Origin of the sequence: Novosphingobium sp. Fuku2-ISO-50 (assembly GCF_001519055.1) — a bacterium.
In the GTDB taxonomy this organism is placed as follows: domain Bacteria; phylum Pseudomonadota; class Alphaproteobacteria; order Sphingomonadales; family Sphingomonadaceae; genus Novosphingobium.
Genome location: NZ_KQ954293.1, coordinates 108,773 through 123,386, shown reverse-complemented (window position 1 = coordinate 123,386; position 14,614 = coordinate 108,773). Strand labels below are relative to the sequence as shown.

Sequence of the window (14,614 nt, the reverse complement as noted above, 5' to 3'; positions counted from 1 at the left end):
ATTGGCGTGTGCACCCATAGGAGCATGTCCGATGGATATGGCGATTGTCGAACTTTCAAGGCTGCAGTTTGCACTGACAGCGATGTACCATTTTCTTTTCGTGCCTCTGACGCTTGGCTTGTCCTTCATGCTGGTGATCATGGAGAGCATCTATGTGATCACCAAGCGCCCGATCTGGCGCGTGACCACCAGGTTCTGGGGCAAGCTCTTCGGTATCAATTTTGTCCTCGGTGTGGCCACGGGCCTGACCATGGAATTCGAATTTGGCACCAACTGGGCCTATTACGCTCATTATGTCGGTGATATCTTTGGTGCGCCATTGGCGATCGAAGGGTTGATGGCATTTTTCCTCGAAGCCACGTTTGTCGGTTTGATGTTCTTTGGCTGGGATCGGCTTGGCCGGGTGCAGCACCTGTTCGTCACCTTCATGGTTGCGCTTGGTTCCAATCTGTCGGCGCTATGGATCCTGATCGCCAACGGCTGGATGCAAAACCCGGTCGGCGCCAGCTTCAATCCGTTGACGATGCGCATGGAAGTGACCGACTTTTCAGCCGTGCTGTTCAACCCGGTGGCGCAGGCCAAATTCGTCCATACCGTCAGTGCCGGCTATGTCTGTGCGGCGACGTTCGTGATGGGCGTTTCGGCCATTTACCTGCTGCAGGGCAAGTGGACCAATGTCGCGCGCCGTTCGATGATGGTGGCTGCCGCGTTCGGTCTGGCCTCTTCGCTGTCGGTGGTCGTGCTCGGTGACGAGAGCGGTTATACCGTTTCCGACAACCAGAAGATGAAAATGGCCGCGATCGAGGCGATGTGGAAGACGGAACCGGCGCCCGCCGGCCTGACCTTGTTCGGCCTGCCCGATCTTGCGACCAAGCAGACGCTTTACGAGATCAAGGTGCCCTACGTACTGGGGTTGATCGGTACGCGCAGCCTGACCGGCGAAGTGACCGGGATCAATGATCTTGTGCTGCAGGCCGATCAACGGATTCATAGCGGCATTATCGGCTATGACGCTGTCCAGAAGCTGAAACTGAACAGCACCGACCTGACCGCGCGCGCAGCGTTCGAAGCGCACAAGCGCGACATCGGCTTTGCCTTGCTGGTCAAGCGCTACGTGGCCGATCCGCGTCAGGCGAGCGATGCCAAGATCCTGAAGGCGGCATCCGACACCGTGCCCAATGTGCCGGTGATGTTCTGGCTGTTCCGCGGCATGGCCGGACTCGGTTTTGGTTTCATCGCCTACTTCGCCATGGCCTTCTATTGTGCGTCGGCCTGCCACTTTTCCAAGCGGTGGTTCCTCAAGCTGGCGGTGTTGATGATCCCGCTGCCGTGGCTGGCGATCGAGAGTGGCTGGGTGCTTGCCGAAATCGGGCGTCAGCCATGGTCGGTCGACGGGGTGTTGCCGACGTTCCTGGGCGTTTCGTCGCTGACGATCGCACAGATCTGGACGACTATCGTGGGCTTTACCGCGCTCTATGGCACGCTGGCGGTGATCGAGGTCCGATTGATGATCGCCTCGATCCGGAAGGGACCGATCGAACATCACCAGCCGGCTCCCACAGCCATGTCGGCGTTTGCCGCAATCCCCGCCGAATAAGGGAGCAGACAGATGCATATCCCTCTCGATTATGAAACCTTGCGCCTGATTTGGTGGGTGCTGTTGGGCGTGCTGCTGATCGGCTTTTCGCTGACCGATGGCTATGACCTGGGCGTTGCCTCGCTGCTGCCGTTTGTGGCGCACGATGATGAAGAGCGCCGGCTGACCATCAACGCTATCGCGCCGCATTGGGAGGGCCACCAAGTGTGGTTCATCCTGGGCGGCGGGGCGATCTTTGCCGCCTGGCCGTTTGTCTATGCGGTCAGCTTTTCGGGCTTTTACCTCGCCATGTTCCTGGTGTTGGCGGCGCTGATCCTGCGGCCGGTGGCGTTCAAATACCGTTCCAAGCATGCCGATCCGGCGTGGCGCGCGCGGTGGGACTGGGCACTGTTTGTCAGCGGACTGGTCCCTGCGCTGGTCTTCGGCGTGGCGGTCGGCAATGTCCTGGTCGGCGCGCCGTTCCGCTTCGACAGCGATTTGCGCATGACTTACGAAGGTTCGCTGCTGGGCCTGTTTACGCCCTTTACGCTGCTGACCGGCGTGTTGTCGGTGGCCATGCTGGCGCTGCATGGCGCTGGCTGGTTGGCGCTCAAGATCGAGGACGGACCGGTTCTGGTTCGGGCTCGGCGGATCGGTTTTGCCGCCGGGATCGCTGCGATCGTGTTGTTTGCTGCGGGCGGCCTGATGGTGGCCAAGAGCGGCATGGGCATGCGTCTGGTCGGCGTCGTGGACGCGTCAGGGCCATCCAATCCCTTGATGTCGGGCTCTGTCGCAATGCCGGGCGCGTGGCTCGATAACTATGCCGCCCATCCCTGGATGCTGATCGCCCCGGCGTTGGGGCTGATCGGGCCGATGCTGGCGCTGATCGGGATTTTGTCACGCAAGGGCGTGGTGAACTTTGTCGGCTCTGCACTGGCAATCGTGGGCACGATCGCCACGGTCGGCTTGTCGATGTTTCCTTTCATCCTGCCCAGTTCGATCGATCCCCGGTCGAGCCTGACTGTGTGGAATGCATCCTCCAGCCATCTGACGCTGTTCATCATGCTGCTGGTGACGGTCGTGTTTCTGCCGATCGTGCTGATCTACACAGCGTGGGTCATGAAAGTGCTGGCGGGCAGGATCACCCTGGCCGACGTCCGCACCAGCCCCGATTTCTATTGATAAGGACAAACAGTCATGTGGTACTTTTCATGGGTTCTGGGGCTGGGCCTGGCCGTGTCGTTCGGCGTTATCAACGGGCTGTGGCACGAGTTCAATTCGCCGATCGATGACGATCCGGCGATTTGAGTGGCCTGACAAGGGGCGGGACTGACCTTCCAGAGGTGCCGCCCCCAAGGCCTTGGTGCACAGCGAAACCCCCGCAAGTCCGCTTGGGATCTGTGGGGGTTTCGTTTTTGGTAAAGCTAAGCGGACAGCGCCGCCCAACTGCGGTAAAGCATATAGATCGCCACCAGCACGATGCCGGCCGCGAACAGCATGTTGAGCTGCCCCTTGCGGGCAGAAAGACGCCGCGAGGCAGCAGTGCCCAGCACGGTGCCGCCCATCCCGCCTGCGATGAACGTGCCGGCCAGAGACCAGTCGACCAGGCCCGAAGCGGCGTAATTCGCAGCCGTGGTCAGGCCGAACGCGCTGACCGCGACCAGCGATGTGCCAATGGCCTGATAGATTGGCAGGGATGTCGCCGCGATCAGCGCGGGCACGATCAGAAATCCCCCGCCGATGCCGAAAAATCCGGAAAGACATCCCGTCGCAAAGCCAAAGCCGAGCACGCGTGGCAGGTTGCCGCGATGGCAGGTCACGCCGTCAATTCCGCTAGCGCTGCGCGATCGGAACATTGCCGCTGCGACCACGATCATCAGCAGGGCAAACAGAAACAGCAGCCGCTGGCCATTGATCGCCTTGCCCAGACTCGATCCGGCCAGCGCGCCGATCACACCGGCCAGGGCAAACGCTGCGCCGATCGGCCAGTTGACGTTACGCCCGCGCGCATGTCCCGCCAGCCCCGCCATGGCGTTGACGGCCACCGCAAAGGCGCTGGTGCCGATGGCCAGATGCGGATTTCGCACGCCGACGACGTAAACCATCAACGGCACCGCCAGGACCGACCCGCCGCCGCCCAACAGACCCAGCGTAAAGCCGACCAGACCTCCGCTCAGCAGCGACAGCACGGCATGCAGCAGGTTCATGATCAGAGCAGGTTGACCGGAAGCTTGAGATAACTGACGCCGTTGGCCTCGGCATCGGGCAGGTGCCCTGCGCGCATGTTCACCTGTACCGCAGGCAGCATCAGGCGCGGCATGGACAGCGTCGCGTCGCGGGCCTGGCGCATCGTGACAAAATCAACTTCACCGATGCCTTCGTGAACATGGATGTTGTGCGCCCGTTCGTCGCCGATGGTGGTTTCCCAGACGAAGTGATCGCGACCGGGCGCGCCGTAATCGTGGCACAGGAACACCCGCGTTGCAGCGGGAAGCTGCATCAGCCGGCGGATCGACCGGAACAGCATCGCCGCTTCTCCGCCGGGAAAATCGGCACGGGCGGTGCCATAGTCCGGCATGAACAACGTATCGCCGACAAACAGCGCGTCGCCGATGACATAGGCCATACAGGCCGGGGTATGCCCCGGCACATGGAGCGCAACGCCCGCAATCATGCCCAGGGCAAGGCTGTCACCATCGCCGATCAGGAGGTCGAACTGCGAACCGTCGCGCGCAAAGCCGGCGGGTTCGTTGAACAGATCGCCGAAGGTCTTCTGCACTGTGACGATATCGCGCCCGATCACGACCTGGCCACCCAGCCTCGCCTGCAACCAGGTCGCCGCCGACAGATGATCGGCATGGGCATGGGTTTCCATCAGCATGGCCACGGTCAGATCGAGCGCCTCGACATAGGCCGCAACCGCTTCGGCAGCGACAGTGCCGGTGCGGCCCGAGGCCGGGTCGAAATCGAGCACAGGGTCGATCACCGCAGCCTGACGGCTGACTGGGTCGTGCACGACATGCGTGGCGGTGAACGTGGCCTCGTCGAAGAAGCTCCGCACGATCGGGGTGCCGCCTGAACCGATGATGGTTTGGGCGCGGGCGAGCGCGTGGTCGGTCATGGCGACAGTGCGCCGGTCAGCGCGTTGAGCTGCCAGGCGGCGATCAGCCGCTGGCCCTCGGCCTCGATCATGGCAGCTTCGGCGGCCATGGCCTCGCGTTCGGCATCGAGCACCGCCAGCGTGGGCTTGGCGCCGACTTTCGCTTCCAACTGGGTCGAACGCAAGGCTTCGGCTGCGGCTGCGGAACGTGCAGCGGTGGCAGCCACCATGTGCCCGGCCGTGGCAAGGCCCGTCCACGCCGTGATCACTGCGCTGTCGACGCTGTCGCGGGCATCGCGGGCGCGCGCCTCGCTGCCGTCCAGCGTGGCATCGGCCTCGTGAATTTTGGCATTGGTCCGCCCGCCCGCCCACAGCGTCCAGTGGCCGCGAATGCCCACTGCGAACGCATCGGCCTGGTATCCGGGGAAGAACTGGTCGCGGGTGCGGGTCGCTTCGGCAAAGGCGCCGATCGTCGGCAGGCTTTCGGCTTTGGCTGCGCGCACGCCAGCGCGGGCGATGTCGATGCCCTTTTCGGCCTGCGCCAGCGCCGGATTGGCCTGATGCGCAGAATCGACCGCTTCATCGAGTGTCGGCGGTGTTGCCGGCAAGGCGGGCAGGGGAGCAAGCGCCCCGGCATCATGGCCGGTCAGGCGGCGAAACTGCGCTTCGGCGCTGATCCTTCGGCCTTCGGCGCCGGCCAGACCGGCATCGCCTTCGGCACGGCGAGCCGTGGCGGCGGCAAGCTCTGAGGCCGGGATTTCGCCGGTCTTGAAGCGTAAGCCGGCCTGACGTTCGACTTCGGTCAGTTCGCTCGTCAAGTGGCGAAACCGCGCCTCGATCCGGCGCGCGGTCAGCACTTCAGCATAAGCCGCGACGGCCGAAACGATAGTGCGCGCCCGCGCATCGGCCAGCCCCAGTCTGGCCATGTCTACCCCGCCATGCGCCTGATCGATCGCGGCGGCTACCCGGCCCCCGGCATAGAGCGGCATTTCGGCCCCTGCCTGCACCGCCAGCGGCGTGACATTTTGCGCGGTAAAGCCAAAAAAGCCGCCGTTGTCGATCCGGCCTGCGCCGACCTGGCCTTGCACCGACACCAGCGGATGCCCTTCAGCCCGGGCAGCGTCGAGTTTTGCGCTGGCGAGCGCTTCGTCCGATTGCGCCTCGGCCAGCGCAGGCGCGTGGCCCAGCGCATCGCTGATGGCGGTGGTCAGATCCTGTGCGCTGGCCGAATGCGCCAGCAGCAGGAAGGGCAAGGGCGCAAGGGGGCGAAGTCGGGCAAGGCACCAGCAGCGCATCACGGTATCCTTACTTGAAGGTGTTGCCGGGCCTGACACCCAGCGCCTTGAACACGATGGCGGCAGGGCAAAAGCGGGTAAAGCTCGCCTGAAACATGTTGGCGCCGGCAAACAGGGTCAACCAGATCCAGGCGGGATTGATGAAATGTGCAGCAAGAGCGCTGCCCAGAACAACAACACCGGCAAAACGCATAACGGCGGAATCAAGCGTCATCATGAAGCTCCTTTCGTGGTTGCCTTCAGCTTGCTGATGCCCAAGATTTGCAGCGCGAGCTTTTCATAGGCCGGCTCGCTGGTGCCCATCCGGACTTTGCGCAGGAAGTACTTTTCGAAGCCGACTTTGGCGAGGTGGACCCATTTGCCGTGGCTCGACCAGTTGACATTGCGCGGCGGGATCTGCGGCTGGGCGACAAATGCCACGCCGCCGTCGCCGAAATCCGCAAGGCACACGGCATTCCAGCTGGGGATGTCGGTCGGTTGCTTGCCATCGAGTTCCGCTGCGAGATTGTGCGCGACGGCCGTCACCATGGATTCGATCATGAACCCGGTCTTGGGCACGCCCACCGGCACCGGGGTCGGCCCGATCGGCGGAATGGCGACGCACACGCCCAGCGAATAGATGTTCTTGAAATTGGGATTGCGCTGGTACTTGTCGGCCAGAATGAACCCGCGCGGGTTGGTCAGGCCTTCGACCCCGAACACCGCCTTGATTCCGCGGAACGCCGGCAGGATCATCGAATAGCCGAACGGCAGGTCGTGGGTCTTTTTTACCGCGCCATCCTCGGCCACTTCCTCGACATGCATCATGCCGTCATCGACGCTGGTGATACGCGCGTTGGTCACCCATTTGATGTGGCGGTTGCGCATTTCGCTTTCGAGCAAACCCTTGGTGTCACCAACGCCGTCGAGCCCCAGGTGGCCGACATAGGGTTCCGAGGTGACAAACGTCATCGGCACCTGGTCGCGGATTTTGCGGCGGCGCAGCTCGGTGTCGAGGATCAGCGCAAATTCGTAGGCCGGGCCAAAGCACGATGCGCCCTGCGCTGCGCCGACCACGATCGGGCGCGGATTGGCGCAAAAGGCATCGAATTCATCGGCGGCGTGGCTGGCGTGATCGGTGCGACAGACCGAAACGGTGTGTCCGTCGGGGCCCAGGCCCTTGATCTCGTCAAAGGCCAGTTCGGGCCCGGTGGCGATGACCAGATAATCATAGGTCATGCTGCTGCCATCGCCCAGATCGAGGCGATTTTCCGTCGGATGAACGCGGGTGCAGCCCACATTGGTAAAGCCGATACCGCGCTTTTTCATGACCGGGGGCAAGTGAACACGAATGGCATCCGGCTCGCGCCAACGCACCGCGACCCACGGGTTCGACGGGACAAACCAGTAATCGTCGGTATCGGACACCACCATGACATCCGCGCGCCCTTTGGTCGCCTCGCGGAGTTCATAGGCTGCAATCGTTCCGCCAAGGCCGGCGCCAAGGACAATGATCCGGGGCAATGACATGGACTACTCTCCCTCAGGTTTTCATTAGGCACGGTCACGATAGATTCGCGCAGCGTTCCTGAATCGCGCTTGACTAATATGACTTACGCCGCATATAAGCAAGTGATGATTTTAGAGGGTGGCGCCGTCCGCATTGAAAGGGATCTGCAGCGATGGTCTTTGGTTTTGGAAAATCGGTGAAACACCGCGAGATTGGTGCTGATGCGCTCAACGCAATGATCAAGGCGCAACAAGCGCTGGTGGTCGATGTGCGCGAAGTGGATGAATTTGCCGCCGGGCATATTCCGGGCGCGATCAACATGCCGTTGTCGACCTTTCAGGCCAGCAAACTGCCCGATCCCAAGGGCAAGACCCTGGTGCTCAATTGCCTTGGCGGCAAACGGTCCGCTACGGCGCTCGACAAATGTGTCACGGCGCAGGCCGCTGTTGACACCCATCTGGCGGGCGGGTTCGGCGCATGGAAGTCGGCCGGCCTGCCGATCGAGCGCTGAACCATAACATCAAGACGGCAGGAGAGGCGTGATGCGCAAGGGCGTGGTTCTGGCAGCATTGCTGACCGGGGTGGTGGCACTGGCCGGATGCGGCAGCGACAAGCAACCGGAGGTGCCGGCAAAGGCGCCTTCCGGCCCGCGCATGACCGTGGCAATGAGCGATGCGCCCGATTGGCAAAGCGTTTCCGCCCAAGTGACGACGCGCGATCAGGCCCAGGTGCTTGCGCGGATTCCGGGCATACTTTCCAGCCTGTCGGTACGGGCTGGCGATAGCGTCCGCCGGGGACAGGCCATCGGACGGATCACCGACACGCAACTGGGCTTTCAGGCGAGCGCTTACGGTGCTCAGGCGGCTGCGGCCGGGGCTCAGGCCAGTCAGGCGAAGGCGGAGCTGGACCGTGTGCGTTTCCTTTACCAGAACGGCGTCTATGCCAAGGCACGGCTCGAACAAGTCGAAGCCGCGGCCAATGCGGCCGGGGCGCAAGTACAGGCGGCGCGGGCGCAACAGTCTTCGGTCAATGCGATGGCCGGGCAGGGCGCGGTGGTGGCGCCGTCCGACGGTCGCGTGCTGCGCGCCGATGTGCCCGCCGGTGCGCCGGTCACGCCGGGCATGGTGATTGCGGTGGTGACTTCCGGCCCGGTGCTGCTGCGGCTTGATTTGCCTGAAGGCCTGGCTGCCAAAGTGCTGCCGGGTGCAAAGGTACAGGTCGACGGCCTTGCCAATGAGGGCACGGTGACCCGCGTCTATCCCGCTGTGCAGGCTGGGCAGGTTTCTGCCGATGTGGCTGTCCCGGGACTGGATGCCCGGTTGATCGATCGGCGCATGTCCGCTCGTGTGGCCGCAGGGACGCACCATGCGATGTTGGTGCCCAAGCAGTTTGTGACCACACGCTTTGGGCTCGATACCGTGACTGTGGTGGCGCATGACGGCACCGCGATGCGCGTGCCGGTGCAGACAGCGCCGGCGCAGGGCGGCAATATCGAGATTCTTTCCGGCGTGAATGTCGGCGATACCCTTGCAGGTGGCGGGCAATGAATCTGGGCATTTCGGGCCGCATCACGCGCGCCACCATCGCTTCTCCGCTGACGCCGCTGTTTTTGCTGGCGGCGATCATGGTCGGGCTGATCGCCACGATCACCATCCCGCGCGAGGAAGAACCGCAGATCAGCGTGCCGATGGTCGATATCCGCGTGGCCACCCCCGGCCTTTCGGCGCCCGATGCGATCGAGCTGGCCGCCAAGCCGCTCGAAACGATCGTCAAATCGGTCGATGGCGTCGAGCATGTCTATACCCAGGCGCAGGACAATGGCGTGCTCGTGACCGCGCGGTTTGTCGTCGGGTCCAATCCGGAAGCCGCAGCAACCCGCATCGACGAAAAGATCAAGGCCAACGTCGACAGGATTCCGGTCGGGATTGCTCCGCCGCAGATCACCACGCGCGGCATATCCGATGTGCCGATCGTGGTCTTGACGCTGACCCCCAAACCGGGCGCGGTCGGGCAATGGGATGACCGCACGCTTTTCGAACTGGCGACCAAGCTGCGCAGCGAAGTCGCAAAAGTGGATGATGTCGGCATTACCTTCATCACCGGCGGCCAGCAGGACGCCATCCGCGTGATCCCCGATCCCGCGCGCCTGGCAGCTGCCCGCGTGCCGCTGTCTGCTGTCATGGATGCGATCGGTCAGGCCGGGCGCAGCTTTCCCGGCGGCACGGTGCGCGAAAACGGCGCCGCCATGGCGGTGACCGCTGGCCGGTCGTTGACCAGCGCCGACGAAGTGCGCGCGCTGACCGTGCGTTCAGCTGGCGGCGCACCGGTGCAGCTGGGTGATGTCGCGCAAGTCGTGACCGGCGCGACTCAGGATCAGGCGCGCAGTTGGCGCTGGGCAAGGGACGCGCAGCATGGCTGGACCTCTGCCCCTGCGGTGTCCATCGCCGTGGCCAAGCGCAACGGCGCCAACGCGGTCAATGTCTCGCAGGCGGTGATCGCCCGGGTCGAAGCGTTGAAGGGCTCACTGGTCCCGGCGGGCGTGGCCGTCAACGTCACGCGCAATTACGGCCAGTCGGCGGACGACAAGGCGAACGAGCTGATCTTCCACCTGGCGCTCGCCACGGTGTCTATCGTCATCCTGATCGGTTTTGCGATTGGCTGGCGCGAAGCCGGGGTGACCGCGATCGTCATCCCCACCACGATCATGCTGACGATGTTCGCCTCGCGCATCATGGGTTTTTCGATCAACCGGGTCAGCCTGTTCGCGCTGATCTTCTCGATCGGCATCCTGGTCGATGACGCGATCGTGATGATCGAGAACATCGCTCGCCATTGGGCGATGCGCGATGGCCGCAGCCGGCAGCAGGCCGCGATCGAGGCGGTCGCCGAAGTCGGCAATCCCACGATCATCGCCACGCTGACGGTGGTTGCGGCGCTTCTGCCGATGCTGTTCGTGTCGGGACTGATGGGCCCCTATATGGCGCCCATTCCGATCAATGCCTCGGCGGCGATGGTGTTCAGCTTCTTTGTCGCGGTGATCATTGCGCCCTGGCTGATGATCCGCTTTGCGCGCAAGGCGCTGACCGGGCACGACCACGAAATGGCCGGTGGCGGTCGGCTGGGCGCAATCTATGCCCGGTATGCCTCACGCGTGATCGCCACCCGTGCCAGCGCGCGCGGTTTTCTGATCGGTGTCGGGGTTGCCACGCTGGTTGCGTGCAGCATGTTCTATTTCAAGGCGGTGGTGGTGAAGCTGCTACCGTTTGACAACAAGAGCGAAGTGCAACTGGTGGTCGACATGCCCGTCGGCACCAGCCTTGAAGGCACCTCGCGCGTGTTGGAGGCGGCGTCGGCCGTCGCGCGGCAGATGCCCGAAGTCACCGCGATGGAAAGCTACGCCGGCACCGCCGCGCCGTTCAACTTCAACGGTCTGGTGCGCCATTATTTCCTGCGCGCCGCGCCCAATCTCGGCGATGTCATGGTCAGCCTCAAGCCCATGGGTGACCGCAGCCGGTCGAGCCACGCCATTGCGGTCGACTTGCGCGAGCGGCTGAAGGGGATCGCCCTGCCGGAAGGCGGCGTAATCAAAGTCGTGGAAACCCCGCCCGGACCGCCGGTGCTGGCAACGCTGCTGGCTGAAATCTATGGCCCGGACGAGGCGACGCGCCAAAAGACCGCGCTGGCGGTGGAACAGATCTTCAAATCGGTGCCGTTCATCGTCGATACCGACAATTCGTTTGGCCATGCCGTGCCCACGTTGCGGTTGGTGCCTGACCGCAGCAAGCTCGACCAATATGGCGTCAGCGAACGGCAAGTGCTGGACAGTATCGGCGCTTTGATGGGGACGCAGACGCTCGGCTATGCGCCGCGCGGCGCCGATCGCGATCCTTTGCCGATCGTGTTCGGGCTTGACCAGAGCCAGCGGCAGTGGAGTGGCGACCTGGCGGCAACGCCTGTCGCGATGGCGCCCTCCGGGCAATTGCTGAGCCTGGGTGCGCTGGTCGATGCGCACAGCGAACTGGGCGGGCAGGCCATGTTCCGGCGCGATGGGCGCGGTGCGACAATGGTCATGGCTGATCTTGCCGGGCGCTATGAAGCGCCGATCTATGGCATGCTGGCGGTCGATCAGGCGATCGATGCCTATGATTGGGCGGGCAAAGGCCTGGCCAAGCCCGTGATCCTGCTCCACGGCCAGCCTGACGATGAAAGCCATGCCAGCCTGTTGTGGGATGGCGAATGGGAAATCACGTGGGTTACCTTCCGCGACATGGGCGGGGCCTTCATGGTTGCCTTGCTCGCGATCTATGTGCTGGTGGTCGGGCAGTTCGGCTCGTTCAAACTGCCGCTGGTGATCCTGACGCCGGTGCCGCTGACGCTGATCGGCATCGTTATCGGCCACATGCTGTTCGGCGCGCCGTTTACCGCCACCAGCATGATCGGCTTTATCGCGCTGGCGGGCATCATCGTGCGCAATTCGATCCTGCTGGTCGATTTCATCCGCCATGCCAGCACCCCGGGCAAACCGTTGCGTGCGGTGCTGCTCGAGGCCGGGCGCATCCGCGTCAAGCCCATCGCGCTGACCGCAGCGGCGGCCATGATCGGCGCCAGCGTGATCCTGACCGATCCGATCTTTCAGGGACTGGCGATCTCGCTGCTGTTTGGCCTGGCCTCGTCCACTTTGCTGACGCTGCTGGTGATCCCCGCGATCTATGTTGTCTTGCGCGACGATGGCGTGCCACTATCTGTGGAGGCATCATGAAACCCGCCGACCTGACCGAGTTGAAGGCCAATGCCGGATATATGGCGCAACGCCTGAAAGTGATGAGCCATCCCGAGCGCCTGTTGATGCTGTGTCGGATGGATGAGAGCGAAGTCAGCGTCAACGAACTGGTCGCGCTGACCGGGTTGTCGCAATCGGGCGTGTCGCAGCACTTGGCCCTGCTGCGCGCCGAAGATGCGGTTTCGGTGCGGATCGAGGCAAACATCCGCTGGTACAGCCTGAAGGATCGCGTGGTATCGGGCATCATCCATGCCCTGTGTGGTCTTTGTTATGGCGGCGATATGGCCACGAGATCGTGTCCGTCGCAGTTATCGGCCTAGCGCAATCTTGTGGATTATGCGTGGTTGTGGCCGGCCACATCATGGACGCTCGAGTTCCGGGAACTCTTATGACGAGCAAGGTCTGCTTCCGAATACTTGATAGTGCCGCCTAGTGGTCCGATTCTGACATTTGCTACCGCTCTCGGCTAGGTGGTGCGCAAATGTCAGAATCTTTTTGGACCACTAGAAACATTTGATTCTAGTTGATTTTCCGTTTTTGATATTTGCGGCCGTGCTATCCGGATGGCGGGATGCAAATGTCAAAAACAATCCACTAGCGGCGGCTGTGGTCGTCATTGAGCGGCGCTGGCCGTCGGAGGAAATCATGAGCGAAATCGTCGTTTGCCCGCACTGCCTGGCGGGCAACCGGGTGCCACCGGAACGGCTGGCAGAGGCGCCCAACTGCGGCAAATGCCACCAACCACTGTTCACCGGCCATCCGCTGACGGCGGGCGGCACTGCTTTTGCAGCGCATATCGGCAAAGGCACTTTGCCGGTACTGGTCGATTTCTGGGCGCCGTGGTGCGGCCCGTGCAAGGCGATGGCGCCTGCGTTCGACCAGGCCGCCCGCATGCTGGAGCCACAGGCGCGTCTGCTCAAGGTGGATACCGAACAAGAGCAGGCGCTGGCCGGCGCGCATGGCATTCGTTCGATCCCCACGCTGGCGCTGTTTGCCGGTGGACGCGAAGTGAAGCGCGTGTCGGGGGCGATGGACGCCCGCCGCATCGTTGAATGGACGTGGGCATGACCGTGACCAACACACCGCACACACCGCAGAAATCACCCTATGACGTGCTTGGTGGCGAGACGATGGTCCGCGCGCTGGTCGCTCGCTTCTATGCGTTGATGGACATCCTGCCTGAGGCGGCTGCCTGTCGGGCGGTGCATCCGCCGTCACTGGTGCGCGCGGAGGAGAAACTGTTCGAATACCTGACCGGCTGGCTGGGCGGCCCGCCGCTCTACACCGAGAAATACGGCCACCCACGGCTCAGGAGCCGCCATTTCATGGCCCCGATCGGATCGATCGAAGTCGAGGGTTGGCTGTTGTGCTTTCACCAGGCGTGGCATGAGATCGTGCCGCCATCGCCGGTCGCGGACGGCATTCTGGAAAAGATCGACGGGCTGGGTTGGCACATGGCCAACCAGCCCGCCGCCCGCTCAGGCCCGTGCTGATACCAGCCATGCGGCGTAGCCCATCATGACCCCCTCGCCGGGGCGGTCATGATGGGCGTAGAGTTCGCGCAGTTCGCTCGCCACCGCTTGCTGAACGCTGTCGGGATATTCAAGCAGCACCCGGCCGGTCGACAAGGCGTTGCGGGCAAAGGTCAGCGCGGTTTCGGGCGTGCTGCCCGGCCCGCCAACCGGAAGCAGGCCGGTGATCGGCACACAATTCACCGCGTGAAAGCCGGCTTTTGTCAGGATGGCGTTCAGATAGGCGGGATCGTCAAAGGCAAATGGGCCAGGTGCGCCAGGTATCGATGCAGGCAGATCGATATGGCGCCGCGCCAGCGCCACGGCAGCGCTCATCCAGGGATTGTCCCGCGGCGGCGCCCAGACGGCCAGATCGATCCGTCCACCCGGCTTCAGCGCCTTGCGCAGATTGGCGAATGCACCAAACGGATCGGCAAAGAACATGCTGCCAAAGCGCGAACACAAACGATCATAAGGCGCATCCGGCACAATCACATGGGCGGCGTCGGCACACACGAAGCGTGCATTGGTTACACCTTCGGTCGCGGCCCGGCGGGTGGTCGCGGCGACCAGATCGGGTGAAATGTCGATCCCCAGCACCTCGCCGCCGGGGGCCACGGCGCGGGCGATAGCCAGACTGGTCGCGCCCCCGCCAAAGCCGATGTCGAGCACCCGTTCGCCGGGGCGATAGCCGGCGTGGGTCAGCAGGGCTTCGCCCACAGGAGCGATCGTGCTTTCAAACCCCTTGAGATTGGCCAGCCAGCGTTCGCCCATTTCGCCCGCCCAGTCTTCCATGGTTATGGCTTCGGGAGAATGGGGGGAAGTGTCGGGCATCGAGAGGTCCTTTCTGGCGGAAGAGTCTC

Annotated in this window: 15 protein-coding genes; 9 read left to right on the top strand and 6 right to left on the bottom strand. The window is 63.3% G+C overall.

Annotated elements, in window-relative coordinates; all coding sequences use genetic code 11:
* The first annotated feature begins 31 nt into the window (after positions 1-31).
* From AQZ50_RS12795 to cydX, 3 genes are read left to right on the top strand one after another with little or no spacing between them, the layout of a single operon-like run.
* Positions 32-1,597, top strand: coding sequence for a cytochrome ubiquinol oxidase subunit I (locus tag AQZ50_RS12795; RefSeq protein ID WP_067746851.1), 1,566 nt, complete (start codon positions 32-34; stop codon positions 1,595-1,597).
* Positions 1,598-1,609: 12 nt separating this feature from the next.
* Positions 1,610-2,758, top strand: coding sequence for a cytochrome d ubiquinol oxidase subunit II (gene cydB / locus AQZ50_RS12790; RefSeq protein ID WP_067746850.1), 1,149 nt, complete (start codon positions 1,610-1,612; stop codon positions 2,756-2,758).
* A 15-nt stretch (positions 2,759-2,773) separates the two neighbouring features.
* On the top strand, positions 2,774-2,884 hold the full coding sequence (cydX, locus tag AQZ50_RS20110) for a cytochrome bd-I oxidase subunit CydX (RefSeq protein ID WP_082703634.1): 111 nt from the start codon (positions 2,774-2,776) through the stop codon (positions 2,882-2,884).
* Positions 2,885-3,000: 116 nt separating this feature from the next.
* Here cydX and AQZ50_RS12785 read toward each other — a convergent pair whose 3' ends face one another.
* From AQZ50_RS12785 to AQZ50_RS12765, 5 genes are read right to left on the bottom strand one after another with little or no spacing between them, the layout of a single operon-like run.
* Positions 3,001-3,783: a sulfite exporter TauE/SafE family protein gene (locus tag AQZ50_RS12785; protein WP_067746849.1), complete on the bottom strand. Its 783-nt coding sequence runs from the start codon at positions 3,781-3,783 to the stop codon at positions 3,001-3,003.
* 2 nt (positions 3,784-3,785) lie between these two features.
* Positions 3,786-4,697 (bottom strand): MBL fold metallo-hydrolase, encoded by a 912-nt coding sequence (locus AQZ50_RS12780; protein WP_067746848.1) that lies wholly within the window; start codon positions 4,695-4,697, stop codon positions 3,786-3,788.
* A complete protein-coding gene (locus tag AQZ50_RS12775; RefSeq protein ID WP_067746847.1) occupies positions 4,694-5,971 on the bottom strand; it encodes a TolC family protein in 1,278 nt (425 codons plus the stop codon). Before AQZ50_RS12775 ends, AQZ50_RS12780 begins: the two co-directional genes overlap by 4 nt.
* Positions 5,972-5,981: 10 nt before the next feature.
* Entirely contained in the window at positions 5,982-6,185 is a 204-nt protein-coding gene (locus tag AQZ50_RS12770) for a YgaP family membrane protein (RefSeq protein ID WP_067746921.1), read from the bottom strand.
* Positions 6,185-7,480 (bottom strand): NAD(P)/FAD-dependent oxidoreductase, encoded by a 1,296-nt coding sequence (locus AQZ50_RS12765; protein ID WP_067746846.1) that lies wholly within the window; start codon positions 7,478-7,480, stop codon positions 6,185-6,187. The genes AQZ50_RS12770 and AQZ50_RS12765 overlap by 1 nt, the downstream gene beginning before the upstream one ends.
* Before the next feature lie 152 nt (positions 7,481-7,632).
* On the opposite strand from AQZ50_RS12765, the gene AQZ50_RS12760 reads away from it, so the two are divergent.
* From AQZ50_RS12760 to AQZ50_RS12735, 6 genes are all read left to right on the top strand, one after another.
* Positions 7,633-7,971, top strand: coding sequence for a rhodanese-like domain-containing protein (locus AQZ50_RS12760; RefSeq protein WP_067746845.1), 339 nt, complete (start codon positions 7,633-7,635; stop codon positions 7,969-7,971).
* Positions 7,972-8,002: 31 nt separating this feature from the next.
* Entirely contained in the window at positions 8,003-9,007 is a 1,005-nt protein-coding gene (locus tag AQZ50_RS12755) for an efflux RND transporter periplasmic adaptor subunit (RefSeq protein WP_067746920.1), read from the top strand.
* Positions 9,004-12,219, top strand: coding sequence for an efflux RND transporter permease subunit (locus AQZ50_RS12750; protein ID WP_067746844.1), 3,216 nt, complete (start codon positions 9,004-9,006; stop codon positions 12,217-12,219). The genes AQZ50_RS12755 and AQZ50_RS12750 overlap by 4 nt, the downstream gene beginning before the upstream one ends.
* On the top strand, positions 12,216-12,560 hold the full coding sequence (locus tag AQZ50_RS12745; RefSeq protein WP_067746843.1) for an ArsR/SmtB family transcription factor: 345 nt from the start codon (positions 12,216-12,218) through the stop codon (positions 12,558-12,560). The genes AQZ50_RS12750 and AQZ50_RS12745 overlap by 4 nt, the downstream gene beginning before the upstream one ends.
* A gap of 325 nt (positions 12,561-12,885) precedes the next feature.
* Positions 12,886-13,308, top strand: a complete 423-nt coding sequence (trxC, locus tag AQZ50_RS12740) for a thioredoxin TrxC (RefSeq protein WP_067746842.1) — start codon at positions 12,886-12,888, stop codon at positions 13,306-13,308.
* The gene (locus AQZ50_RS12735; protein ID WP_067746919.1) at positions 13,305-13,733 is read left to right on the top strand and encodes a group II truncated hemoglobin; all 429 of its coding nucleotides are present in this window, start codon (positions 13,305-13,307) and stop codon (positions 13,731-13,733) included. Before trxC ends, AQZ50_RS12735 begins: the two co-directional genes overlap by 4 nt.
* Here AQZ50_RS12735 and AQZ50_RS12730 read toward each other — a convergent pair.
* Positions 13,719-14,585, bottom strand: coding sequence for a class I SAM-dependent methyltransferase (locus AQZ50_RS12730; protein WP_067746841.1), 867 nt, complete (start codon positions 14,583-14,585; stop codon positions 13,719-13,721). The genes AQZ50_RS12735 and AQZ50_RS12730 overlap by 15 nt on opposite strands.
* Positions 14,586-14,614 lie beyond the last annotated feature (29 nt).